A 22,879-nucleotide genomic window follows, 5' to 3' on the forward strand; every position below is an offset into this window, starting at 1 on the left:
TCACGACCACCTCCGGGTCGGACCGCGAGTCGCGCGGTTGCTCCAGCACGGGGTGTGCCAGTGTCGTCGGTCCTCGATCCCGGAGTCGGGGCCCTCCACCAGCCAGACCACGACATGCGCAGTCCCCGAACGGATCTCGTGGTCACACCCGGGGCAGCGGTAGATCTTGACGGCGCGCTCCGCAGCGACCGGGTGAACCTCGTAGTCGTATCCGTCGGGCCCCGCCTCGACCCGCCGCGAGACCGACGACAACGGCGGGGGCCCGTACCGTCGTGGCGGTGTGCGGCGCCGTGTCATGCCGCCAGTCTAATCCGCAGGCCTCAGAACAGCCGGTATTCGTCGCTGTCCATCCCGCGCATTCTGTCGTAATCCAGTGTCACACAGCGGATCCCGCGATCGACCGCCAGCGTGCGCGCCTGCGGTTTGATCTGCTGGGCGGCGAACACGCCCCGCACCGGCGCCAGCACGCTGTCGCGGTTGAGCAACTCCAGATAGCGGGTGAGCTGCTCGACGCCGTCGATCTCGCCGCGCCGCTTGACCTCCACCGCGACCGAGCCGCCCCGCTCGTCGCGGCACAGCAGGTCGACGGGCCCGATCGCGGTCATGTACTCGCGCCGCACCAACGTGTACCCCTCACCCAGCAGGCCGACGTGCTCGGCCAGCAATGCCTGCAGGTGCGCCTCGACACCGTCCTTGACCAGCCCGGGATCGACGCCCAGATCGTGACTGGAGTCGTGCTCGACCGCTTCGACGGTGATGCGCAGCTGTTCTCCTGCTTTGTTTTCCACTACCCACACCGGCGCCTCGCCGCCGGGCTCTTCGGTCAGCCGGCACGGCGGACTCATCCAGTTCAACGGCTTGTAGGCGCGGTCGTCGGCGTGCACGCTGACCGACCCGTCGGCCTTGAACAGCAACAACCTGCGCGCGGACGGTAAATGCGCGGTGAGCCGGCCGACATAGTCCACCGTGCACTGGGCAATGACGAGTCGCACCCGACTCACCTTAGAGCGTGGCCGACAAATTAGGCTGACGCCACCATGTCGGCACAGAAGACCGTAGCGCGACGCCTGGGCCAGGTGCTCGAAGCGGTCACCCGTCAGAGCGGCCGGCTGTCGGAGACCCCGGCGTACGGCTCGCTGCTGCTCGGGCGCGTCACCGAAAGCCAACGGCGCCGGCGCATCCGCATCCAGGTGATCCTGACCGTGCTCGTCGTGGCCGTGAACCTGATCGGCATCGGCGTCGCCCTGCTGTTGGTGACGGTCGCGATCCCCGAGCCGAGCGTGTTCGACGACGCGCCGCTCTGGCTCACGTTCGCGGTGGTGCCCGCCTACATCGCGGTAGCGCTGGCGCTGGGCGCGTTCTGGATCACCCGGCGGACCGTGCTCGCGCTGCGTTGGGCGATCGAGGAGCGCACACCGACCCGCGAGGACGAGCGCAACACATTCCTGGCGCCGTGGCGGGTCGCGATCGTCGACCTCGTGCTGTGGGGAAGCGGGGCGGTGCTGCTGACGGTCCTCTACGGCCTGGTCAACACGTTGTTCATCCCGCGGTTCCTGTTCGTGGTGAGCTTCTGCGGCGTGCTGGTCGCCACCGGCAGTTACCTGCTGACCGAGTTCGCGCTGCGGCCGGTGGCCGCGCAGGCACTCGAGGCGGGACGTCCGCCTCAGCGGCTGACCGCGGGCATCATGGGCCGGACCATGATGGTCTGGTTCTTCGGCTCGGGCGTCCCGGTGATCGGTATCGCGCTGGTGGCCTTCTTCCAGCTCTTGATGCGCAACATGACCGAAACCGAGTTCGCCGTCGGCGTGGTGATGATCTCCACCGCCACGCTGATTTTCGGTTGCCTGTTGATGTGGATCCTGGCCTGGCTGACGGCAACGCCGGTGCGGGTGGTGCGCACGGCGCTCGAGCGGGTCGAGCGCGGCGATCTGCGGGGCAACCTGGTGGTCTTCGACGGGACCGAACTCGGCGAGTTGCAACGCGGTTTCAACGCGATGGTCGACGGCCTGCGGGAACGGGAACGCGTGCGCGACCTCTTCGGCCGCCACGTCGGGCGCGAGGTGGCCGCCGCCGCCGAACGCGAGCGCCCGAAGCTGGGCGGGGAAGAACGCCACGTCGCTGTCGTGTTCATCGACATCGTCGGCTCCACTCAGCTGGTGACCAGCCTGCCTCCCGCCGACGTGGTGGCGGTGCTCAACCGGTTTTTCAGCATCGTCGTCGAGGAGGTGGACCGCCACCGCGGGCTGGTCAACAAGTTCGAGGGCGATGCGACGCTGGCCGTGTTCGGCGCCCCGAACCGCCTCGAGTGCCCCGAGGAGGAGGCGCTGACCGCCGCCCGCCGTATCACCGAGCGGCTCGGCGAGGAGATGCCCGAATGCCAGGCCGGCATCGGCGTCGCGGCGGGCCAAGTGGTCGCCGGCAACGTCGGCGCCCGGGAACGCTTCGAGTACACCGTGATCGGCGAGCCGGTCAACGAGGCCGCGCGGCTGTGCGAGCTGGCCAAGTCATATCCGGGCCGGTTGCTCGCCACGGCCGGCACGCTCGACGGCGCAAGCGAGAACGAGCGCGCCCATTGGTCGCTGGGCGAGACGGTCACCCTCCGCGGGCACGAGCGCCCCATCCGGCTGGCCTCGCCCGCCGAGCCCGCTCCCCCGACCGAGTAGACCGCGTCACCGCCGCCCGCGGGGCGGCAGCACGGGTGTCACGAGCCGACCGGTCTCGAGATAGCTGTCCAGATTGCGGATCGCGAGCTGCGCCATCGCCCGTCTCGTCCGGGCCGTCGCGCTGCCGATGTGCGGGAAGAGCACCACGCTGTCGAGCCCGAGCAACTCCGTGGGCACCCAGGGCTCCTCGGCGAAGACGTCCAGGCCCGCGCCGGCCAGCCCGCCGCCGGTCACCAGCTCCACCAGCGCGTCCTGGTCGACCACGCTGCCGCGCGCGATGTTGATCAGGTAGCCCTCGGGCCCCAATGCGTGCAGGACGCTGCGGTCGACCAGGTGACGCGTTCCGTGATCTCCCGTGGTGGCGACGACGAGGACGTCGACCGATTCGGCCAACTCGACCGGAGACTCGGCGTAGCGGTATGGCGACCCGTCGATCCGATTGCGGTTGTGATAGGCGATGGCACAGTCGAACCCGAGCAGCCTGGTCGCGATGGCCGAACCGATGCGACCCAGGCCCAGGATGCCGACCCGCAGGCCGCTGACGTCGCGGGCGTACGGGAACTGGCCCTCGCGCGCCCATCGGCCGCCGCGCACGTAGCGGTCGGCGGCACCGAAACGACGCACCGTCGTCAAGATGAGCCCCAGCGCCGTGTCCGCGACCGTGTCCGAGAGCACGCCGGGGGTGTTGCTCACGCAGACCCCCCGGCGCTCCGCCGCATCCAGATCGATCAGGTCCACACCGGCGCCGTTGTTGACGATCGCCTCCAGGCGGGGCAGCGCCGCGATCGTCTCCGCGTCGACGCCGGGCCGCCCGGACGTGACCAGCACCCGGACGCCGGCCGCGCGCCCCGCCAGGAAATCGGCCCGACCGGGACCGTCGGGCAGCCTGGGGATCCGGTAACGCGCGGCCAGCTCGGCTTTGAATGTGGGCTCGAACTCGCCGATGCCCAGCACGCCGTCGGGACTCTTCACCGTCACAGCTCCATCATCGCCCACGATGCCGAGGGATCTCCCCAGCGATCACGTTGTGACGGAGCTTTTCCCGACCGGACGATTACATCGGCGGCATCAGCACCGTGTCGATCAGGTACACCGTCGCGTTCGCCGTCGGCACGCCACCGCAGACAACGCCGGCGTTGGCGACCCTGAGATCGTTCCCCTGGCCGGTCACGTTCACGTTCGCGCCTTGCAGGGTCTTGTGGGAACCCGCCACCCGGGCCGGGCTCAGCTGCCCCTGCACCACGTGATAGGTCAGAATGCTCGTCAGCAGCTTCGAATCGGTCTTGAGCTGGCCGATCGTAGACTCCGGCAGCTTGCCGAAGGCGGCGTCGGTCGGTGCGAACACCGTGTACTGGCCGTTGTTCAGCGTGTCGACCAGGTTGACATCGGGATTCAGCTTGCCGGACAGCGCGGCGGTCAACGTCGTCAACATCGGGTTGTTCGACGCCGCCACCGCGACCGGGACCTGCGACATGCCCTCTACCGATGCGGGACCGCTGGGATTTGCCGCCGCGTAATTCGCGCATCCCGGCCCCACCAGGTCGGCCGCTGCCGCGGTCGGGGCGGTGGTCACGGTGAGACCGATGAGGGTCGCCGCCGCGAAACCCGTCGCCAACATCGAGGTGGTGCGTGCTTTCATGTGTCTGGCCTCCTACGTGTCGGCGACGGGTTTCCGCCGCCGGATTGGTATCGACACGAGTAGTTCGGAGCCCGAACCGGTTTGGACTGCCGACCGGGGAAATTAATCGTGCCCCGGTTCAGCCGTAGGTGAACGAGTAGATCTGCAACCCCTGGCTGGGGCGAACCTCGAGCGTTCCCGACGCCGGACGATCGTCGGCGACGATCCGGTGCGACGTCGGCGGACCGCTGATCGGCACCGCAACGGAGTGTCCGCCGCGGGTGACGGTCAGGGTTCCCGTTCCGCCGGCGACGACATAGACGTCTTGGGCGTGGTAGTTCAGTTCGATGCCGCACCGGTCCGTGTCGGCCGTCGCGCCCTGGTAGTCCAGCGACCACCGTCCCCGCAGCGCGAAGCTGTCGGCGGCGAGGGCCTGCGGGTAGTCGAACGTCGCGGCCCCTTCGTCGTAGCGGCCGTCACCGCCGTAGTTGACGACCTTGCCCACCGCCAAATAGGTCTCCGGGGTCGTCTGTCGGCGGGGAGCGGACCCGGTCGTGTCCCCCGGCGGCGGCAGCTCGAGTCCGGGATGCGCGTCGACGAGCAGCCGCCGGATCAGCTTCTCGGTGACGCTGTAGTCACCTTCGCCGAACTCGATGTGGCGCACCTCGCCGGCGCCGTCGATCAGATATTCCGCGGGCCAGTAGCGGTTTCGGTAGTTCGTCCACGTCGAATACCGGTTGTCGAGGGCGATCGGATAACGGATGCCCAGATCAGCGGCGCCTTTGGCGACATTGCCGGCCACCTTCTCAAAGGCGTACTCGGGCGTGTGCACCCCGATCACCTCGAACCCGTAGTCCTGGTACGCGTCGTACCAGCCGACGACGTGGGGGATGGCGCGCTGGCAGTTGATGCACGAGTACGCCCAGAAATCGATCAGGACAACCTTGCCGCGCAGCGCCGCGAGTTCGACCGGCCGATCCCCGGGTGTGTTCAGCCATCCGGCTATGCCCTTGAGACCCGGTGCCGGGCCGCAGTTTTCGAGCTCCGCGGCACCGTCGCCGCAGTTGGACAGCTGCGCGTTCTGGTCGTTGACGATGCCACCGAGCTGCAGGTGCTGGCGGATCCCAGGGTCGGCGGCCAGCCTGTCCTGCAGCGGGCCGGTGTAGTCGGGCACGGCGGTCTGCAGCGCCGCGGCCGCATTGAACACCAAGGCCACCGCGAGCGAGATCATCACCAGGCCCGCCGCGACGCGGATCTGCCGCTGGTTGCGCCGGAACACGTTTATCCGCTGGGCCACTCGTTGGCCCGCCAGTGCGAAAACCAGCAAGGGCACGGCGATGCCGAGCGTGAACGCGCCCGTCAGCACCGCGGTGGCCGAACCGATGGAAGCCGTGGCGCCGGCCACCGCGATGGCGGCGAGGACGGGCCCCGCGCAGGGGACGTAGAGCGCGCCCAGCGCCAGACCCAGGCCGAAACCGCCGCCGTCCATGCCGATGGATTTTTGCGGGATGCGCGCGAACGGCCGCTCCAGCAGATGCTGGAGCGGCGGGAAGATCAGGCCCAGGCCGATCGCGACGAGCGCGGCGAGCGCGGCCCAGCGGATGGCGTCCTGCGGCAGGTGCAGCAGGGACAGCAGTGCCGAGCCGGTCAGCGTGACGAGGCTGAAGCTGACCACCAAGCCGCCGACGACCAGGTAAGGCCGCAGGGTCCTCGACCGCTTGCGTTGCGGCGCAGCGTCGTTGGCGGCGTCTGGGGTGCCCGCGAAGAAGATCACCGGGAGCACCGGCAGGATGCACGGCGAGACGCCCGTCAGCAGGCCACCGAGGAAGCCGATCAGCGCGACGGTCAACACGACAGGTATTCGTGGCCGCTGCGGTCCCGGATTGGTGCCGATCGAGAAGAACAGCCCGACCGTGGCCGGGCTGTTCTCGTCTCGCTCGCTCTACTGGCCCGGAGGCATCAGCACGGTGTCGATCATGTACACCGTCGCGTTGGCGGTGTGAACGCCGCCGCAGACCAGACCGGCGTCGTTGACCTTGAGGGCGTCGCCCTGGCCGGTCACGGTCAAGGTGGCGCCCTGCAGGGTCGGATGGGTGCCGTCGACCTTGTCCGGACTCGCCTGACCCTGCACCACGTGGTAGGTCAGGATGCTCTTGAGCAACGGGGCGTCCGTCTTGAGTTTGTCGATGGTGGCTGCCGGCAGCTTGCCGAAGGCCGCGTCGGTGGGCGCGAATACGGTGTACTGGCCGTCGTTCAGCGTGTCGACCAGGTTGACGTCCGGGTTCAGCTTGCCGGCCAGCGCCGACGTCAGGGTGGTCAGCATCGGGTTGTTCGACGCGGCCGTGGCAACCGGGTCCTGGGCCATCCCGGCGACGGACCCGGGACCGCTGGGGTTCTGCTTGGCGTAGGCGGCGCAACCGGCACCGATCAGGTCGGCCGCGGGATCGGCCATGGCCGACGTCGTCACGGACACCGCCATGTTCGACGGCGTGCTCTCAGTCGTCGACGACCCGGACGCCGACTTGTTGCTCGAACACGCCGAGAAGCCGACGACAGCGATCGTCGCGAGACTTGCCGCAGCGACTGTTCTGACCCGAGCGTTCTTCATCGCGTTTGCACTCCTTCATCAGGGACGGCCACCTGCGCCGCCTTTCGAACGGACGAAGGTGATTCGGAGACACCGCGGCCGCGGATGGGTGCGGGCGGTGATCCGTTCAGCGCAGCGGCAACTCGGCCAGTATCGCCCCGGTCGGCTGGGCCGAGCCGGTGCCCGGTTCGACGGTGAACGCCAGGGCCGTCGAGGCGCCGAGGTTGGTCAGCGTCGCGGTGGTCGAGGGCGCCACCGCCGCCGTGCCCATCGTCCCTGCCGAGGTCGCACCCTTGGCGCCCAGCAACCACATCTGGTAAACGGTGCCCGGTGAGGGTGGCGGGACATTGTTCATCACCAGAACGCCCGCGTTGCGATCACGGGAGAACACCACCGTGGCCGTGCCGTCGGCGAGCGGGCGGGACACCGTTCGCACGTCCGGGGCGGCCAGGACTTGCGCCGCGACCGTCGCGGGTGGATGCGGTCGCACCAGCACGCCGACACCGAAGGCGACCGCTCCGACCACGATTGCGGCCGCCGCGGAAGTCACAGCCGCGATCCGCCAACCTGACCGGCGCTTGCGGGGGGATTCCGCCGCCGCCAGCGTGGCGGCCCGCAGCCGGGGCGGCGGGCCGACCGCGGTCGCCGCCGACGCGACCGCCATCGTCTCGCGGATGGCGCGGACTTCAGCCTCGAAGGCCGCCGCCAACGGCCGCGGGGAGGCGGCCACGCGCCGCTCGATGTCGACTCGTTCCGCGTCCGACACGGCGTCGAGCGCGTATGGCGCGGCCAGTTCGAGCAGTTCGAATTCGGTCGGTTCGGTCATCGCACGTCCAGACAGTTCCGCAGGCTCCGCAGCGCGTCGCGCATGCGCGATTTGATCGTCGACAGATTCGCGTCCAACCGCTGCGACACTTCGCTGTAGGTCAATCCCTCGTAGTACGCCAACTGGATACACTGCCGCTGCGTGTCGGTCAACGCGTCCAGGCATTCGGTCACCGCACGACGTTCCTCACCGGCGATCGCCGAGTCGACGACGACATCGCCCGGCGGCTCGGCGCTGGACGCGGCGTAGCGAGACTCCCGCCTGCTGAACGCTTCCTCGGAGCGCACCCGGTCGACGGCGCGCCGGTGCGCCATGGTCAGCAGCCAGGCCAGAGCCGAACCTCTGCCCGAGTCGTACTCCCCCGCCGTGCGCCACAGCTCGAAATAGATCTCCTGGGTCGTTTCCTCGCTGTAGCCCGGGTCACGCAGCACGCGCATCACGAGTCCGTACACGCGGCTTGCGGTGAGGTCGTAGACGGCGGCGAACGCGGCACCGTCGCCGCGCGCGACCCGACGCAGCAATGCGTCCAGCTCGTCGCCCGGTCGTCCACTCATCGATGGGTAGCCTATGTGAGCTCCCGCGCGCCGGTCTTTCTTTCACGCTGGTGATTCGAAGCTGTCGGACAGACGGACGAGCCTTCCCCGCACCCCACTTTGATGTCGCATTTCCGCCAGCTTTGTCGGCGGGCGGGTGTAACTGTGGAAACGTGCACGAAGACTTCGAACGCTGCTACCGGGCCGTGCAGTCCAAGGACGCCCGCTTCGACGGCTGGTTCGTCACCGCCGTGCTCACGACCCGGATCTACTGCCGGCCGAGCTGCCCCGTGCGGCCACCCTTTGCCCGCAACGTCCGTTTCCTTCCGACCGCGGCGGCCGCCCAGCGGGCGGGGTTTCGGGCCTGCAAGCGGTGCCGTCCCGACGCGTCGCCGGGCTCCCCCGAATGGAACGTGCGCGGCGACCTCGTCGCCCGGGCCATGCGGCTGATCGCCGACGGCACGGTGGACCGCGAAGGCGTCGGCGGCCTGGCGGCGCACTTGGGCTACACCGCCCGGCAACTGGAACGCGTGTTGCGCGCCGAAGCCGGCGCCGGCCCGCTCGCGTTGGCCCGCGCGCAGCGGGCACAGACCGCGCGACTGCTCATCGAGACCACCGACCTGCCTTTCGGCGACATCGCTTTCGCCGCCGGGTTTTCCAGCATCCGCCAGTTCAACGACACCGTGCGTCTGGTGTTCGAAGGCACGCCGACGGCGCTGCGCCGGAGCGTGGCGACTCGGCCGCGACGCTCGAAGTCCGAACCGTCCCCGGCAGCGGTGAACCTGCGGCTGCCGGTCCGCACCCCGTTCGCCTACCAGGGTGTGTTCGGCCATCTGGCCGCCACGGCGGTAGCCGGTTGCGAAGAGGTCCGCGCCGACGCCTACCGGCGGAGCCTGCGGCTTCCTGCCGGCAACGCCGTGGTAGCCCTCACGCCGGCCGCCGACCACGTCCGCTGCCGGCTGGTGCTCGACGACTTCCGCGACCTCGCCACCGCGATCGCACGCTGCCGGCGACTGCTGGACCTCGATGCCGATCCCGAGGCGGTGATCGACGCGCTGGCCGACGACCCGGCGCTTGGGCCCGTCGTGGCCCGGGCCCCGGGGCAGCGCATTCCCCGCACCGTCGACGAGGCCGAACTCGCGGTGCGCGCGGTCCTGGGCCAACAGGTGTCCACCAAAGCCGCCGGGACCCACGCCGGCAGGCTGGCATCGGCCTACGGGGACCCGATCCACGACCCCGACGGGGGCTTGACCCACACGTTCCCCTCGGTCGATCAACTCGCGGAGATCGATCCGGAGCTTTTGGCGGTGCCCGCGGCCCGGCGACGGACGCTGGCCGCCCTGATCTCCGGCCTCGCCCGCGGGCACGTCGTGCTGGACGCCGGCTGCGACTGGGGCGGCGCGCGTGCCCAATTGCTGGCCCTGCCGGGAATCGGCCCCTGGACCGCGGAGGTGATCGCCATGCGCGGGCTCGGTGACCCCGATGCATTTCCCGCCGGTGACCTCGGCCTGAGGCTGGCCGCCGAGCGGCTGGGCCTGCCCACCCGGCAACGGGCACTCGTCGAGCACAGCGCTCGTTGGCGACCCTGGCGTTCGTATGCCGCCCAACATCTGTGGACCACGCTGGCACATCCGGTAAACGATTGGGAGGTTGCATGATTCGTGCCGACGACAACGCAGAGCGAAGCGATGAGCTGGGCGCCGCCAGCTGGCGGGGGAGAGTGGCGGACATGATCGAGTACCGCACCGTCGACAGCCCGGTCGGGCCCCTGACCCTGGCCGGGCGCGGATCGGTGTTGACCAATCTGCGGATGGTCGACCAGAAACACGAGCCCAGCCGCACCGGCTGGTCACCCGCCCCCGAGGCGTTCGCCGACGCCGTCGACCAACTCGAGGCCTACTTCGCCGGCGAGCTCGTCGACTTCGACATCGAGCTGGACTTGCGGGGTACCGATTTCCAGCGCCGAGTTTGGAAGGCGTTGTTGACGATTCCGTATGCGGAGACCCGCTCCTACGGACAAATCGCCGAACAGATCGGTGCCCCCGGTTCGGCGCGCGCGGTGGGCCTGGCCAATGGCCGGAATCCCATCGCGATCGTCGTGCCGTGCCACCGTGTCATCGGCGCCGGCGGCAGCCTCACCGGTTACGGCGGCGGCATCGAGCGCAAACGCACCCTCCTCGAATTGGAGAAACGGCGGGCAGGCGCGAATTTGTCATTATTCGACTAGAAAGCACAAAAACACCCCCGGGTTACGGGGGTGTTTTTGTGTATGTTCGGCGGTGTCCTACTTTTCCACCCGAAAAGGGCAGTATCATCGGCGCTGACAGGCTTAGCTTCCGGGTTCGGAATGGGACCGGGCGTTTCCCTGTCGCTCTGGCCGCCGTAACTCTATTTATTTTGAATAAAGTGTTCTGGTGGGGGGTGTGGTGTCCGAAGACAGTGGTTGCGAGGTGTGTTGGTAAGTTTTCGGCCGGTTAGTGCCAGTTCCCTGCACTCATTGCTGAGCTTCCAGGTCTGACCTATCGAACCCGTGGTCTGCGGGGGGCCTTATCCCTCTAAAAGGGTGAGAAACCTGATCTTGGAGAAGGCTTCCCGCTTAGATGCTTTCAGCGGTTATCCTAGCCGAACGTGGCTATCCAGCGGTGCCCCTGGTGGGACAACTGGTAGACCAGAGGTTCGTCCGTCCCGGTCCTCTCGTACTAGGGACAGCACTCCTCAAGTTTCTGACGCGCGCGGCGGATAGAGACCGAACTGTCTCACGACGTTCTAAACCCAGCTCGCGTGCCGCTTTAATGGGCGAACAGCCCAACCCTTGGGACCTGCTCCAGCCCCAGGATGCGACGAGCCGACATCGAGGTGCCAAACCATCCCGTCGATATGGACTCTTGGGGAAGATCAGCCTGTTATCCCCGGGGTACCTTTTATCCGTTGAGCGACACCCCTTCCACTCGGGGGTGCCGGATCACTAATCCCGACTTTCGTCCCTGCTTGACGTGTAGGTCTCGCAGTCAAGCTCCCTTGTGCATTTACACTCAACACCTGATTGCCGTCCAGGTTGAGGGAACCTTTGGGCGCCTCCGTTACATTTTAGGAGGCAACCGCCCCAGTTAAACTACCCGCCAGGCACTGTCCGTGAACCGGATATACGGTTCGACGTTAGGTGTCCAATACGATCAGAGTGGTATTTCAACAACGACTCCGCCCCAACTGGCGTTGGAGTTTCACAGTCTCCCACCTATCCTACACAAACCGTACCGAACACCAATACCAAGTTGTAGTGAAGGTCCCGGGGTCTTTTCGTCCTGCCGCGCGTAACGAGCATCTTTACTCGTAGTGCAATTTCGCCGAGTCTATGGTTGAGACAGTTGAGAAGTCGTTACGCCATTCGTGCAGGTCGGAACTTACCCGACAAGGAATTTCGCTACCTTAGGATGGTTATAGTTACCACCGCCGTTTACTGGGGCTTAAATTCTCCGCTTCACCTTACGGTTAACGGGTCCTCTTAACCTTCCAGCACCGGGCAGGCGTCAGTCCGTATACATCGTCTTGCGACTTCGCACGGACCTGTGTTTTTAGTAAACAGTCGCTTCTCACTGGTTTCTGCGACCGGTTTCCGCTCCCACCGCAAGGGTGTTCACGGCATGCCGGCCCCCCTTCTCCCGAAGTTACGGGGGTATTTTGCCGAGTTCCTTAACCATAGTTATCTCGTACGCCTTGGTATTCTCTACCTGACCACCTGTGTCGGTTTGGGGTACGGGCCGTGTGTGTGCTCGCTAGAGGCTTTTCTTGGCAGCAGAGGATCACCGAATTCGCCTCAATCGGCTATGCATCACCTCTCAGGATTAATGAGCGACGGATTTGCCTACCGCTCTCCCTACAGGTTTACCCCAGTATTACCACTGACTGGTACGGCTACCTTCCTGCGTCACCCCATTGCTTGACTACTACCAGCGAAGATCCCACGCAGCCCCGAAACGCCATGCCCCCGAAGGGGAATGGTCATTCCGGTTTTGGGTGGTTAGTACCGCTGATTCGTCAGGGACGCCCACACACGGGTACGGGAATATCAACCCGTTGTCCATCGACTACGCCTGTCGGCCTCGCCTTAGGTCCCGACTCACCCTGGGCGGACTGGCCTGGCCCAGGAACCCTTGGTCTTTCGGCGGGCAAGGTTCTCACTTGCCTAATCGCTACTCATGCCTGCATTCTCACTCCCCCACCCTCCACCACCGGTTACCCGGAGGCTTCGCTGAATGAGGGACGCTCCCCTACCCAACCTTGCGGTTGCCGCGGCTTCGGCGGTGTGCTTGAGCCCCGCTACATTATCGGCGCACAATCACTTGACCAGTGAGCTATTACGCACTCTTTCAAGGGTGGCTGCTTCTAAGCCAACCTCCTGGTTGTCTCTGCGACTGCACATCCTTTTCCACTTAGCACACGCTTAGGGGCCTTAGCCGGCGATCTGGGCTGTTTCCCTTTCGACGTACGGAGCTTATCCCCCGCCGTCTCACTGCCACGCTATACACCACGGCATTCGGAGTTTGGCTGACGTCAGTAACCTAGTAGGGCCCATCGGCCATCCAGTAGCTCTACCTCCGTGGTGAAACACGTGACGCTGCACCTAAATGCATTTCGGGGAGAACCAGCTATCACGGAGTTTGATTGGCCTTTCACCCCTACCCACAACTCATCCCCTCAGTCTTCAACCTAAGTGGGTTCGGGCCTCCACGCGGTCTTACCCGCGCTTCACCCTGGTCATGGGTAGATCACTCCGCTTCGGGTCCAGAACACGCCACTCAATCGCCCTATTCAGACTCGCTTTCGCTGCGGCTACCCCACACGGGTTAACCTTGCGACGTGTCCCTGACTCGCAGGCTCATTCTTCAAAAGGCACGCCATCACCCCACAAGGAGGCTCTGACGGATTGTAGGCACACGGTTTCAGGTACTATTTCACTCCCCTCCCGGGGTACTTTTCACCATTCCCTCACGGTACTAATCCGCTATCGGTCATCGAGAAGTATTTAGGCTTACCGGGTGGTCCCGGCAGATTCACAGCAGATTCCACGGGCCCGCTGCTACTCGGGAGTTGATACTAGGTAGGTGTCGGGTTTTCGCGTACCGGGCTCTCACCGTCTACGGCAGACCATCCCAGGCCACTTCCGCTAACCACGACACTTTATGACTACCTCTCAGCCAGGTAGAGCTGAGACATATCAATCCCACAACCCCGCACACACAACCCCTACCCGGTTACACATGCGTGCGGTTTAGCCTGTTCCGCGTTCGCTCGCCACTACTAGCGGAATCACAATTGTTTTCTTCTCCTACGGGTACTGAGATGTTTCACTTCCCCGCGTTACCTCCCGCACCCTATATATTCAGATGCGGGTAACACGACATCACTCGTGCTGGGTTTCCCCATTCGGAAATCCTCGGATCAATGCTCGGTTGACAGCTCCCCGAGGCATATCGCAGCCTCCCACGTCCTTCGTCGGCTCTCGATGCCAAGGCATCCACCATGCGCCCTTAAACACTTACTAACACACAAAAACCAAGAAGAAATTACACAAAACGAATACGCCGCCGCTATGAGCGACGAATCCGCTTAGATGCTCGCAACCACTATCCAGTAATCAAACACCACACCCCACCACCAAGATGGAGGGACACCACTGAGGCAGTCCCGCTAGGACAGCCCGAGTGTTGTCTCAGGGCCCAATAGTGTGTCTGGCGATCAGTTGCTGTTGCGCACCCGGCCCCGTCCACTACAGACGGGAACCCCTCACGGCTCGCACCCCACTTGTTGGGGTGCTTTTCGTGGTGCTCCTTAGAAAGGAGGTGATCCAGCCGCACCTTCCGGTACGGCTACCTTGTTACGACTTCGTCCCAATCGCCGATCCCACCTTCGACAGCTCCCTCCCAAGGGTTAGGCCACTGGCTTCGGGTGTTACCGACTTTCATGACGTGACGGGCGGTGTGTACAAGGCCCGGGAACGTATTCACCGCAGCGTTGCTGATCTGCGATTACTAGCGACTCCGACTTCACGGGGTCGAGTTGCAGACCCCGATCCGAACTGAGACCGGCTTTAAAGGATTCGCTCCACCTTGCGGCATCGCAGCCCTTTGTACCGGCCATTGTAGCATGTGTGAAGCCCTGGACATAAGGGGCATGATGACTTGACGTCATCCCCACCTTCCTCCGAGTTGACCCCGGCAGTCTCTCACGAGTCCCCACCATTACGTGCTGGCAACATGAGACAAGGGTTGCGCTCGTTGCGGGACTTAACCCAACATCTCACGACACGAGCTGACGACAGCCATGCACCACCTGCACACAGGCCACAAGGGAACCGACATCTCTGCCGGCGTCCTGTGCATGTCAAACCCAGGTAAGGTTCTTCGCGTTGCATCGAATTAATCCACATGCTCCGCCGCTTGTGCGGGCCCCCGTCAATTCCTTTGAGTTTTAGCCTTGCGGCCGTACTCCCCAGGCGGGGTACTTAATGCGTTAGCTACGGCACGGATCCCAAGGAAGGAAACCCACACCTAGTACCCACCGTTTACGGCGTGGACTACCAGGGTATCTAATCCTGTTCGCTCCCCACGCTTTCGCTCCTCAGCGTCAGTTACTGCCCAGAGACCCGCCTTCGCCACCGGTGTTCCTCCTGATATCTGCGCATTCCACCGCTACACCAGGAATTCCAGTCTCCCCTGCAGTACTCTAGTCTGCCCGTATCGCCCGCACGCCGAGGGTTAAGCCCCCGGTTTTCACGAACAACGCGACAAACCACCTACGAGCTCTTTACGCCCAGTAATTCCGGACAACGCTCGCACCCTACGTATTACCGCGGCTGCTGGCACGTAGTTGGCCGGTGCTTCTTCTGCAGGTACCGTCACTTGCGCTTCGTCCCTGCTGAAAGAGGTTTACAACCCGAAGGCCGTCATCCCCCACGCGGCGTCGCTGCATCAGGCTTGCGCCCATTGTGCAATATTCCCCACTGCTGCCTCCCGTAGGAGTCTGGGCCGTATCTCAGTCCCAGTGTGGCCGGACACCCTCTCAGGCCGGCTACCCGTCGTCGCCTTGGTAGGCCATCACCCCACCAACAAGCTGATAGGCCGCGGGCCCATCCCACACCGCAAAAGCTTTCCACCTCAAGACATGCGTCTCGAGGTCGTATTCGGTATTAGACCCAGTTTCCCGGGCTTATCCCGAAGTGCAGGGCAGATTGCCCACGTGTTACTCACCCGTTCGCCACTCGAGTACCTCCGAAGAGGCCTTTCCGTTCGACTTGCATGTGTTAAGCACGCCGCCAGCGTTCGTCCTGAGCCAGGATCAAACTCTCCAAACAAAAACTCCTCGCGAACGAGGTGAATTCAAATCAGAGATACCTGACAAGACACCAAATCTGGCGTCAAAAAGCGACCATACCCACACACGGGGCGTGTACGGCATGGTCAAAAAAACAACAACAAACAAAAACACCAAACACACTATTGAGTTCTCAAACAACACTCTATACTTGCCTCACCCGCTCCGGGGCAACCCTGCCAGCTTAATACAAACTTGGCAGTGGAGTCAAGCCCCAGTTTTTCCGGCCTTTTCAAGTGGCCCGTTTCGGGGCGGCCGTGCCAGGTTAGTACAGATCCAGCAGGAAGGTCAAGCCCAGTTTTGGCCAACTTCGTTCTCTGGCCGCGCCTTTGGGCGCTGACTCCGACTACTGTACCCGCTCGATCTCCGCTCCCAAAATCTGCAGGTTTTCCACGAACAATGGGTAGCCGCGGTCGATGTGGAAGACGTCGTGCACCTCGGTATCGCCGTCGGCCACCAGCCCCGCCAACACCAGGCCGGCGCCGGCGCGAATGTCCGAACACCACACCGGCGCGCTGGACAGCTGCGGGAGACCCCGGACCACCGCGTGGTGGCCGTCGGTACGGGCATCGGCACCGAGCCGGATCATCTCTTCGACGAAGCGGAAGCGTGCCTCGAAGACGTTCTCGGTGATCATCGACGTGCCGTCGGCGATCGACGCCAGCGCGATGGCCATCGGCTGCAGATCGGTCGGAAAGCCAGGAAACGGCAACGTCGCAACGTTGATGGCCTTGGGGCGTTCGTACTGGGCTACCCGGAAGCTGTCGTCGGTCTGGGTCACGGTGGCGCCGGCGTCGTGCAGCTTGTGCAACACCAGCTGCAGATGGGCGGGGTCGACCCCGGTCACCGAGATGTCACCGCGGGTCATCGCCGCGGCGATACCCCAGGTCGCCGCAACGATGCGGTCCCCGATGACCCGGTGCTCGGTCGGATACAGCCGTGGGACGCCGGTGATCGTCATCGTCGGCGAGCCCGCACCCTCGACCTGAGCCCCCATCTGGTTCAGCATCGTGCACAGATCGACCACGTCGGGCTCCCGCGCCGCGTTGTGGATGGTGGTCACACCGTCGGCCACCACCGCGGCCATCAAAATGTTCTCGGTCGCCCCGACCGACGGGAACTCCAGCTGAATCTCCGCGCCGCGCAACGTCTCCGCCTGCGCGACCACGCAACCGTGCTCGATGTTGCACTGCGCGCCCAGCTGGCGCAGACCCGCCTGGTGCATATCCAGCGGACGGGACCCGATCGCGTCACCGCCCGGAAGGGCGACCCTGGCCCGCTTGCAACGGCCCACCAGCGGCCCCAACACGCAGACCGACGCCCGGAACTGCCGCACCGCCGCGAAGTCGGCATCGTACTTCGGCTCGTCGGGGGACGTGATGCGGGCGACGTCGCCGTCGAGTTCGACGGTGGCGCCCAGACCGCGCAGCACCTCCGCCATCAACGGCACGTCGAGGATGTCGGGGCAGTTGGTGATGGTGCTGGTGCCCTCGGCCAACAGCGTCGCGGCCATGAGCTTGAGCACGCTGTTCTTGGCGCCGCCCACTACGACCTCGCCGGACAACCGGTTGCCACCGGTCACCACGAATCGCTCAGCCACCCGCATCAGTCTAGTGAAGCCCTATCGGCTTGTCAGTCAGCCCGGTTGACGACGATGCGGTCCGCGGAGCGGAGTGAGGCGGAGTCAAGCGATCGAGCCGAGCGGTTGGACCAGGGTACGGTTTTGTCATGGCGATACACCTGACCCGCATCTATACCCGGACCGGCGACGACGGAACGACCGGGCTGAGCGACTTCTCGCGGGTCTCGAAGAACGACCTGCGCCTGGTGGCATATGCCGACTGCGACGAGGCCAACTCCGCGATCGGTGTCGCCATTGCCCTGGGCCAGCCCGGCCAGGAGATCTCCGGTGTGCTGCGCCAGATCCAGAACGACCTGTTCGACGCCGGCGCGGACCTGTCGACCCCGGTGGTGGAGAATCCCGAATACCCGCCGCTGAGAGTCACTGAGCCCTACATCGACCGGCTCGAAAAGTGGTGTGACACATATAACGACCCGCTGCCGGCGCTGAACTCCTTTGTGCTGCCGGGCGGTTCGCCGTTGTCGGCGCTGTTGCACGTCGCGCGTACCGTCGTACGCCGGGCCGAGCGGTCGGCGTGGGCCGCCGTGGATGCCGATCGCGAGGCGGTCAGCATCGTGCCGGCGAGATACCTCAACCGGCTGTCCGACCTGCTGTTCATCCTGGCGCGGGTGGCCAATGGCGGCGACGACGTGCTCTGGGTACCCGGCGGCGGCGCGCCGGCGCGGGACTGACCGGGGGGCTCGCCGTCCGACCGTCGCTCCCTGGCGCTTCTAGGTGCTGCGTCGGCGGGCGCGCGGTGACGGCCGGGATTCCAGCCAGGACAGGAACGCGGTCAAAGCCCCCTTGTCCAGGGCGATCTCGTATCCAGACCTGCGGTCCTGCGTCGTGTCGCGCAACTCCAGAACGACGATCTCGTGGGTCATGATGTCGAACTCGTCGCCCCGCGGCGCGCGCCGTCCCACGATCTCCACTCCGCGCCGGGCCAGCCGCCGGTCCGGCCACAGCCTCAGACTCGACAGCCGGTAGAACGCGGCTTCGCCGCCACGATAACGGATCACACCGTGTCGCCAGCCGTGGCCGCCGACTGCGGGAATGTCCCGCATGATCGCCGCGGTGCCGCCTTGGCGCAGCTTCCACAACCGGTAGCTCAAGGCGAGGACGGCCACGCCCAGCACGACGACGAGCGCGGCCATGAGACCCATGGACGCGCTCATCGGCGCCTAGTCGATCGCGCCGAGGGCACGCAATCTGGCGCGGCCCCGTGCGGCGATACGAGGATCGTCGGACTCGGAATCCTGTCTGGCGGAGCTCTCGTCGATCTCCGATTCGAACGCCGCGGATTCGGCCAGGATGCTCACGCTCTCCTCGGTGACCGACAAGAATCCGCCGTCCACCGCGATCCGCAGATCGTCCGCGCCGTCCCGCTCCACGCGCACCACGGCGTCGTCGACCAACTGGGCCACCAGAGGGATGTGGTGAGGCAGGATGCCGATTTCTCCGACGGTGGTGCGGGTGAACAGGAACGTCGCCTCCCCGGACCAGATCTTCCGGTCGACGGCAACGATCTCCACGTTCAGTTCCGCCACCTCACACCGCCTTTCGCCTTGATGCCAGCAGGGTTTCGGTCACAGCTTGGCGCCGAGGCTCTCGGCCTTCTTGGCCAGGTCGTCGAGACCGCCGATCAGGAAGAACGCCTGCTCGGGGATGTGGTCGAACTCGCCCTTGGTCAGGCGGTCGAACGCATCGATGGTCTCCTTCAGCGGCACCGTCGAGCCCGGCTGTCCGGTGAACTGCTCGGCGGCCATCATGTTCTGCGAGAGGAACCGCTCGATGCGCCGGGCCCGGTTCACCAACTGCTTGTCTTCCTCGGAGAGCTCGTCGATACCGAGGATGGCGATGATGTCCTGAAGGTCCTTGTAGCGCTGCAGCACCCGGATGACCTCCTGGGCCACGCGGTAGTGCTCCTCGCCGACGACACCAGGATCGAGGATCGTCGAGCTGGAGGCCAGCGGGTCGACCGCGGGGAAGATGCCCTTGGAGAAGACCGAACGGGACAGCTCGGTGGTGGCGTCCAAGTGCGCGAACGTCGTTGCCGGCGCCGGGTCGGTGTAGTCGTCGGCGGGTACGTAGACCGCCTGCATCGACGTGATCGAACGCCCACGCGTCGAGGTGATGCGCTCCTGCAGTTCACCCATCTCGTCGGCCAACGTCGGCTGGTAACCCACCGCCGACGGCATGCGGCCAAGGAGCGTCGACACCTCGGATCCGGCCTGGGTGAACCGGAAGATGTTGTCGATGAACAGCAGCACATCTTGGCCGGCCTCGTCGCGGAACCACTCCGCCATGGTCAGGGCGGACAGCGCCACCCGCATACGGGTGCCGGGCGGTTCGTCCATCTGGCCGAACACCAGTGCGGTGTCCTTGAGCACGTTGGCTTCCTGCAGCTCCACCCAGAGGTCGTTGCCCTCGCGGGTGCGCTCGCCCACACCGGCGAAAACCGAGGTGCCACCGAAGTTCCGGGCGATACGGTTGATCATCTCCTGGATGAGCACCGTCTTGCCCACGCCCGCGCCGCCGAACAGCGCGATCTTGCCGCCACGCACGTACGGAGTCAGCAGGTCGACGACCTTCAGGCCGGTCTCGAGCATTTCGGTGCGCGGTTCGAGCTCCTCGAACGCCGGGGGCTTGCGGTGGATCGACCAGTGCTCGAAATCTTCGCCGTACCCCGGCTTGTCCAGGCATGCGCCCAGCGCGTCGAACACATGCCCCTTGACTTCCTGGCCGACCGGCACCGAGATCGGGCGACCGGTGTCGGTGACCTCCACGCCGCGCACCAAGCCATCGGTCGGCTGCAGCGAGATCGTTCGCACCAAGTTGTCGCCCAGATGCTGTGCGACCTCCAGCGTGAGGGTCTTGGCGAGCGCTTCGTAAGTGATCTCGGCGTGCAGAGCGTTGAACAGCCCCGGCACCGAACCCCGCGGGAACTCGACGTCCACGACCGGCCCGGTGATCCGGACCACGCGGCCGTTGCTCTCGCTCTCGGTCGTTTTCGCGCTCTTGTGGGCAGTAACAGTCATATCTTTTCGCTTCCTCGTCGGGCCTATCTAGCGCGCGTCGGCGAGCGCATTTGCGCCACCGACGATTTCGCTGATTTCCTGGGTGATCTGTGCCTGCCGCTCGCGGTTCGCCATCAGCGTGAGCGCCTTGATGAGGTCGTCGGCGTTGTCGGTGGCCGACTTCATCGCCCGCTGTCGCGACGCCAACTCCGATGCCGCGGCTTCGAGCAGCGCCTCGTAGACACGGGTGGTCAGGTACCGCGGCAGCAGGGATTCGAAAAGCGTCGTCGCGTCCGGTTCGAACGAATACAGCGTCCGCAGTTCGGGTTCTTCCTCGACGTACTCGATCACCATAGGAGCGATCCGGTGCGCCACCGCCGACTGGGACAACATCGACTTGAACTCGCTGTAGACGATGTGCAACTCGTCGACGCCCTCGGCGCCAGGCGGACTACCGACCTCGTCGCCGACACCGAACATGAACGCGTCGACCAGGGTCCCGGCGATCTCGGTGGCGTTCTCGTACTGCGGCTGCTCGGAGAAACCCGTCCACCATTTGGCGATGTCCCAGTTTCGGAACTTGTAGTAATTAAGAGCTTTACGGCCCACGGTGTAGAGCACCGGAGTCTTGCCTTCTTCTCTCAGCAGAGAAAAGAGTTCTTCGGCGCGCCGGAAGATGCTCGCGTTGTACGCACCACACAGGCCGCGGTCGGACGTCACCACGAGCACGCCCGCACGCGTGGGCTCTGGGCGCTCGACGAGCAGTGGATGATCCAGAGCGGCTTCAGCCGCCAACGTGGTCAGCATCGCCGTGATTTGGAAGGCATAAGGCCTGGCGGATTGGAGACGAGCCTGCGCCCGCCCGATGCGTGACGTGGCGATCAGCTCCTGGGCCTTGGTGATCTTTTTGATCGACCCAGCCGAGCGGATTCGCCCGCGCAACTCGCGAAGTGTGGCAGCCATTGGTTGCTACTTCTTCTCTTTCTTTGCCTTCTTCTCCGGCGCCGGCTTTTTCACCTTCACCGATTCCTTGCCCAGGTCCTCTTCGCTCATGGCACCGACGTGCTCGTCGGGTACCACCGACGCACCGCTTGTGGACCCGAAACTCTTCTTGAAATCCTTGATGACTTTCTCGAGCTTTTCGGCGGTCTCGTCGGAGAGCTTCTGGGTGTCGCGGATACTGCTGAGAATCTGCTCTTCGGACGCCCTGATGTGGTCCAGCAGTTCGGTCTCGAAGCGCCGGACATCCTCGACGGGTACCGAGTCCAGATGACCGCCGGTGCCGAGGAAGATCGAAACCACCTGTTCCTCGACGGGCATAGGCCGGTACTGCGGCTGCTTGAGCAGTTCCACCAGCCGGGCACCGCGATCCAACTGCGCCTTGGACGTGGCGTCCAGATCGGAAGCGAATGCGGCAAATGCCTCCAACTCGCGGAACTGTGAGAGGTCCAGGCGGAGGCTTCCCGCCACCTCCTTCATGGCCTTGATCTGCGCTGCGCCACCGACCCGGGACACCGAAACGCCCACGTTGATCGCGGGACGCACGCCCTGGTTGAACAGATCGGATTCCAGGAAGCACTGCCCGTCGGTAATCGAGATGACGTTGGTGGGAATATAGGCCGAGATGTCATTGGCCTTCGTCTCGATGATCGGCAGGCCGGTCATCGAGCCCCCACCGAGTTCGTCGGAAAGCTTGGCGCAGCGCTCCAGCATTCGCGAGTGCAGATAGAAAACGTCGCCCGGATAAGCCTCGCGGCCCGGCGGACGGCGCAGCAGCAGCGAGATGGCGCGGTAGGCCTCGGCCTGCTTGCTCAGGTCGTCGAAGACGATCAGCACGTGCTTGCCGTCATACATCCAGTGCTGGGCAATGGCCGAACCGGTAAAGGGCGCAAGCCATTTGAAACCGGCCGAATCGGACGCCGGCGCCGCGACGATCGTGGTGTAGTCCATCGCGCCACCCTCCTCCAGGGCACGGCGAACCGAGGCGATCGTGGTTCCCTTCTGCCCGATGGCGACGTACACGCACCGCACCTGCTTGCTGACGTCGCCGGTCTCCCAGTTCTGCCGCTGGTTGAGGATGGTGTCGACGCACACCGCGGTCTTTCCGGTCTTACGGTCGCCGATGATCAGCTGACGCTGGCCGCGGCCGATCGGAGTCATCGCGTCGATGGCCTTGATACCGGTCTGCAAAGGTTCCTTGACGCTCTGCCGTTGCACCACCGACGGCGCCTGGATCTCCAGGGCACGCCGCGTGTCCGTGTTGATGTCGCCCTGACCGTCGATCGGCTGGCCCAGCGGATTGACCACGCGCCCCATGAACGCGTCGCCGACGGGCACCGAAAGGACTTCGCCGGTACGCTTGACCTGCTGGCCTTCTTGGATCTTTTCGAAGTCACCCAGGATCACCGCTCCGACACTGTGCTCGTCGAGGTTGAGGGCGACGCCGAGAACACCACCGGGAAACTCGAGCAGTTCCTGGGTCATGACGGACGGCAGTCCGTCGACGTGGGCGATGCCATCACCTGCGTCGACGACAGTGCCGACTTCCTCGCGCGAGGTGTCGGAGCTGAAAGAGCCTACGTACTCTTCGATGGCGCCCTGAATATCGTCAGCGGAGATTGTCAACTCGGCCATGGCTTTTCG

At 65.1% G+C, this 22,879-nt stretch carries 18 protein-coding genes and 3 rRNA genes; 4 read left to right on the top strand and 17 right to left on the bottom strand.

What is annotated here, in order from left to right; all coding sequences use genetic code 11:
- Together ACJ512_RS21890 and nucS are read right to left on the bottom strand one after the other, a co-directional pair.
- On the bottom strand, positions 1-297 hold the full coding sequence (locus ACJ512_RS21890) for a hypothetical protein (protein ID WP_407686061.1): 297 nt from the start codon (positions 295-297) through the stop codon (positions 1-3).
- Between the two features lie 23 nt (positions 298-320).
- A complete protein-coding gene (gene nucS / locus ACJ512_RS21895; RefSeq protein ID WP_407686060.1) occupies positions 321-992 on the bottom strand; it encodes an endonuclease NucS in 672 nt (223 codons plus the stop codon).
- Between the two features lie 45 nt (positions 993-1,037).
- Here nucS and ACJ512_RS21900 point away from each other — a divergent pair, with 45 nt between their 5' ends.
- The gene (locus ACJ512_RS21900; protein ID WP_407686059.1) at positions 1,038-2,663 is read left to right on the top strand and encodes an adenylate/guanylate cyclase domain-containing protein; all 1,626 of its coding nucleotides are present in this window, start codon (positions 1,038-1,040) and stop codon (positions 2,661-2,663) included.
- A 6-nt stretch (positions 2,664-2,669) separates the two neighbouring features.
- Here ACJ512_RS21900 and ACJ512_RS21905 read toward each other — a convergent pair whose 3' ends face one another.
- The 6 genes from ACJ512_RS21905 to ACJ512_RS21930 form a co-directional block, all read right to left on the bottom strand.
- Positions 2,670-3,641, bottom strand: coding sequence for a 2-hydroxyacid dehydrogenase (locus ACJ512_RS21905; protein WP_407686058.1), 972 nt, complete (start codon positions 3,639-3,641; stop codon positions 2,670-2,672).
- A gap of 76 nt (positions 3,642-3,717) precedes the next feature.
- Positions 3,718-4,281 (bottom strand): fasciclin domain-containing protein, encoded by a 564-nt coding sequence (locus tag ACJ512_RS21910; protein WP_407686081.1) that lies wholly within the window; start codon positions 4,279-4,281, stop codon positions 3,718-3,720.
- Positions 4,282-4,420: 139 nt separating this feature from the next.
- Positions 4,421-6,133: a cytochrome c biogenesis protein CcdA gene (locus ACJ512_RS21915; RefSeq protein WP_407686057.1), complete on the bottom strand. Its 1,713-nt coding sequence runs from the start codon at positions 6,131-6,133 to the stop codon at positions 4,421-4,423.
- 90 nt (positions 6,134-6,223) lie between these two features.
- Complete coding sequence (locus ACJ512_RS21920; RefSeq protein WP_407686056.1) at positions 6,224-6,889, bottom strand: fasciclin domain-containing protein; 666 nt, start codon at positions 6,887-6,889, stop codon at positions 6,224-6,226.
- A gap of 106 nt (positions 6,890-6,995) precedes the next feature.
- A complete protein-coding gene (locus ACJ512_RS21925) occupies positions 6,996-7,694 on the bottom strand; it encodes an anti-sigma factor (RefSeq protein ID WP_407686055.1) in 699 nt (232 codons plus the stop codon).
- The gene (locus ACJ512_RS21930) at positions 7,691-8,248 is read right to left on the bottom strand and encodes a sigma-70 family RNA polymerase sigma factor (RefSeq protein ID WP_407686054.1); all 558 of its coding nucleotides are present in this window, start codon (positions 8,246-8,248) and stop codon (positions 7,691-7,693) included. The genes ACJ512_RS21925 and ACJ512_RS21930 overlap by 4 nt, the downstream gene beginning before the upstream one ends.
- A 152-nt stretch (positions 8,249-8,400) precedes the next feature.
- On the opposite strand from ACJ512_RS21930, the gene ACJ512_RS21935 reads away from it, so the two are divergent.
- Both ACJ512_RS21935 and ACJ512_RS21940 read left to right on the top strand, forming a co-directional pair.
- Positions 8,401-9,885, top strand: a complete 1,485-nt coding sequence (locus tag ACJ512_RS21935) for an AlkA N-terminal domain-containing protein (RefSeq protein ID WP_407686053.1) — start codon at positions 8,401-8,403, stop codon at positions 9,883-9,885.
- Between the two features lie 71 nt (positions 9,886-9,956).
- Positions 9,957-10,454: a methylated-DNA--[protein]-cysteine S-methyltransferase gene (locus tag ACJ512_RS21940; protein WP_407686080.1), complete on the top strand. Its 498-nt coding sequence runs from the start codon at positions 9,957-9,959 to the stop codon at positions 10,452-10,454.
- 44 nt (positions 10,455-10,498) lie between these two features.
- Here ACJ512_RS21940 and rrf read toward each other — a convergent pair.
- The 4 genes from rrf to murA all read right to left on the bottom strand — a co-directional run bounded on the left by rrf (position 10,499) and on the right by murA (position 17,198).
- A 5S ribosomal RNA gene (gene rrf / locus ACJ512_RS21945) occupies positions 10,499-10,612 on the bottom strand.
- 69 nt (positions 10,613-10,681) lie between these two features.
- Positions 10,682-13,769, bottom strand: a 23S ribosomal RNA gene (locus tag ACJ512_RS21950).
- Between the two features lie 291 nt (positions 13,770-14,060).
- Positions 14,061-15,578: ribosomal RNA gene (locus tag ACJ512_RS21955) — 16S ribosomal RNA — on the bottom strand.
- Together the 16S, 23S and 5S rRNA genes form the textbook arrangement of a ribosomal RNA operon.
- A 366-nt stretch (positions 15,579-15,944) precedes the next feature.
- Complete coding sequence (murA, locus tag ACJ512_RS21960) at positions 15,945-17,198, bottom strand: UDP-N-acetylglucosamine 1-carboxyvinyltransferase (RefSeq protein ID WP_407686052.1); 1,254 nt, start codon at positions 17,196-17,198, stop codon at positions 15,945-15,947.
- A gap of 128 nt (positions 17,199-17,326) precedes the next feature.
- Here murA and ACJ512_RS21965 point away from each other — a divergent pair, with 128 nt between their 5' ends.
- On the top strand, positions 17,327-17,911 hold the full coding sequence (locus ACJ512_RS21965) for a cob(I)yrinic acid a,c-diamide adenosyltransferase (protein WP_407686051.1): 585 nt from the start codon (positions 17,327-17,329) through the stop codon (positions 17,909-17,911).
- A 39-nt stretch (positions 17,912-17,950) separates the two neighbouring features.
- Here ACJ512_RS21965 and ACJ512_RS21970 read toward each other — a convergent pair whose 3' ends face one another.
- The 5 genes from ACJ512_RS21970 to atpA are packed head-to-tail and all read right to left on the bottom strand — an operon-like array spanning position 17,951 to position 22,870.
- On the bottom strand, positions 17,951-18,382 hold the full coding sequence (locus tag ACJ512_RS21970; protein WP_407686079.1) for a DUF2550 domain-containing protein: 432 nt from the start codon (positions 18,380-18,382) through the stop codon (positions 17,951-17,953).
- A gap of 18 nt (positions 18,383-18,400) precedes the next feature.
- Entirely contained in the window at positions 18,401-18,766 is a 366-nt protein-coding gene (locus tag ACJ512_RS21975) for a F0F1 ATP synthase subunit epsilon (protein ID WP_407686050.1), read from the bottom strand.
- Between the two features lie 39 nt (positions 18,767-18,805).
- A complete protein-coding gene (gene atpD / locus ACJ512_RS21980) occupies positions 18,806-20,257 on the bottom strand; it encodes a F0F1 ATP synthase subunit beta (protein WP_407686049.1) in 1,452 nt (483 codons plus the stop codon).
- 27 nt (positions 20,258-20,284) lie between these two features.
- Positions 20,285-21,199 carry a F0F1 ATP synthase subunit gamma gene (locus ACJ512_RS21985; protein ID WP_407686048.1) on the bottom strand — a complete coding sequence of 305 codons (915 nt, stop codon included), beginning with the start codon at positions 21,197-21,199 and terminating at the stop codon, positions 20,285-20,287.
- A 6-nt stretch (positions 21,200-21,205) separates the two neighbouring features.
- Positions 21,206-22,870, bottom strand: coding sequence for a F0F1 ATP synthase subunit alpha (atpA, locus tag ACJ512_RS21990; protein WP_407686047.1), 1,665 nt, complete (start codon positions 22,868-22,870; stop codon positions 21,206-21,208).
- Between the last annotated feature and the right edge of the window lie 9 nt (positions 22,871-22,879).

This window comes from Mycobacterium cajalii (assembly GCF_045809005.2).
Lineage (GTDB): Bacteria > Actinomycetota > Actinomycetes > Mycobacteriales > Mycobacteriaceae > Mycobacterium.

Bases quoted from the DNA above. Each gene is read 5' to 3' on its own strand.
- ACJ512_RS21890 (WP_407686061.1), bottom strand. From the start codon at position 297: ATGACACGGCGCCGCACACCGCCACGACGGTACGGGCCCCCGCCGTTG.
- ACJ512_RS21900 (WP_407686059.1), top strand. From the start codon at position 1,038: ATGTCGGCACAGAAGACCGTAGCGCGACGCCTGGGCCAGGTGCTCGAA.
- ACJ512_RS21910 (WP_407686081.1), bottom strand. From the start codon at position 4,281: ATGTTGGCGACGGGTTTCGCGGCGGCGACCCTCATCGGTCTCACCGTG.
- ACJ512_RS21920 (WP_407686056.1), bottom strand. From the start codon at position 6,889: ATGAAGAACGCTCGGGTCAGAACAGTCGCTGCGGCAAGTCTCGCGACG.
- ACJ512_RS21925 (WP_407686055.1), bottom strand. From the start codon at position 7,694: ATGACCGAACCGACCGAATTCGAACTGCTCGAACTGGCCGCGCCATAC.
- ACJ512_RS21930 (WP_407686054.1), bottom strand. From the start codon at position 8,248: ATGAGTGGACGACCGGGCGACGAGCTGGACGCATTGCTGCGTCGGGTC.
- ACJ512_RS21940 (WP_407686080.1), top strand. From the start codon at position 9,957: ATGATCGAGTACCGCACCGTCGACAGCCCGGTCGGGCCCCTGACCCTG.
- ACJ512_RS21965 (WP_407686051.1), top strand. From the start codon at position 17,327: ATGGCGATACACCTGACCCGCATCTATACCCGGACCGGCGACGACGGA.
- ACJ512_RS21970 (WP_407686079.1), bottom strand. From the start codon at position 18,382: ATGGGTCTCATGGCCGCGCTCGTCGTCGTGCTGGGCGTGGCCGTCCTC.
- atpD (WP_407686049.1), bottom strand. From the start codon at position 20,257: ATGACTGTTACTGCCCACAAGAGCGCGAAAACGACCGAGAGCGAGAGC.
- ACJ512_RS21985 (WP_407686048.1), bottom strand. From the start codon at position 21,199: ATGGCTGCCACACTTCGCGAGTTGCGCGGGCGAATCCGCTCGGCTGGG.
- atpA (WP_407686047.1), bottom strand. From the start codon at position 22,870: ATGGCCGAGTTGACAATCTCCGCTGACGATATTCAGGGCGCCATCGAA.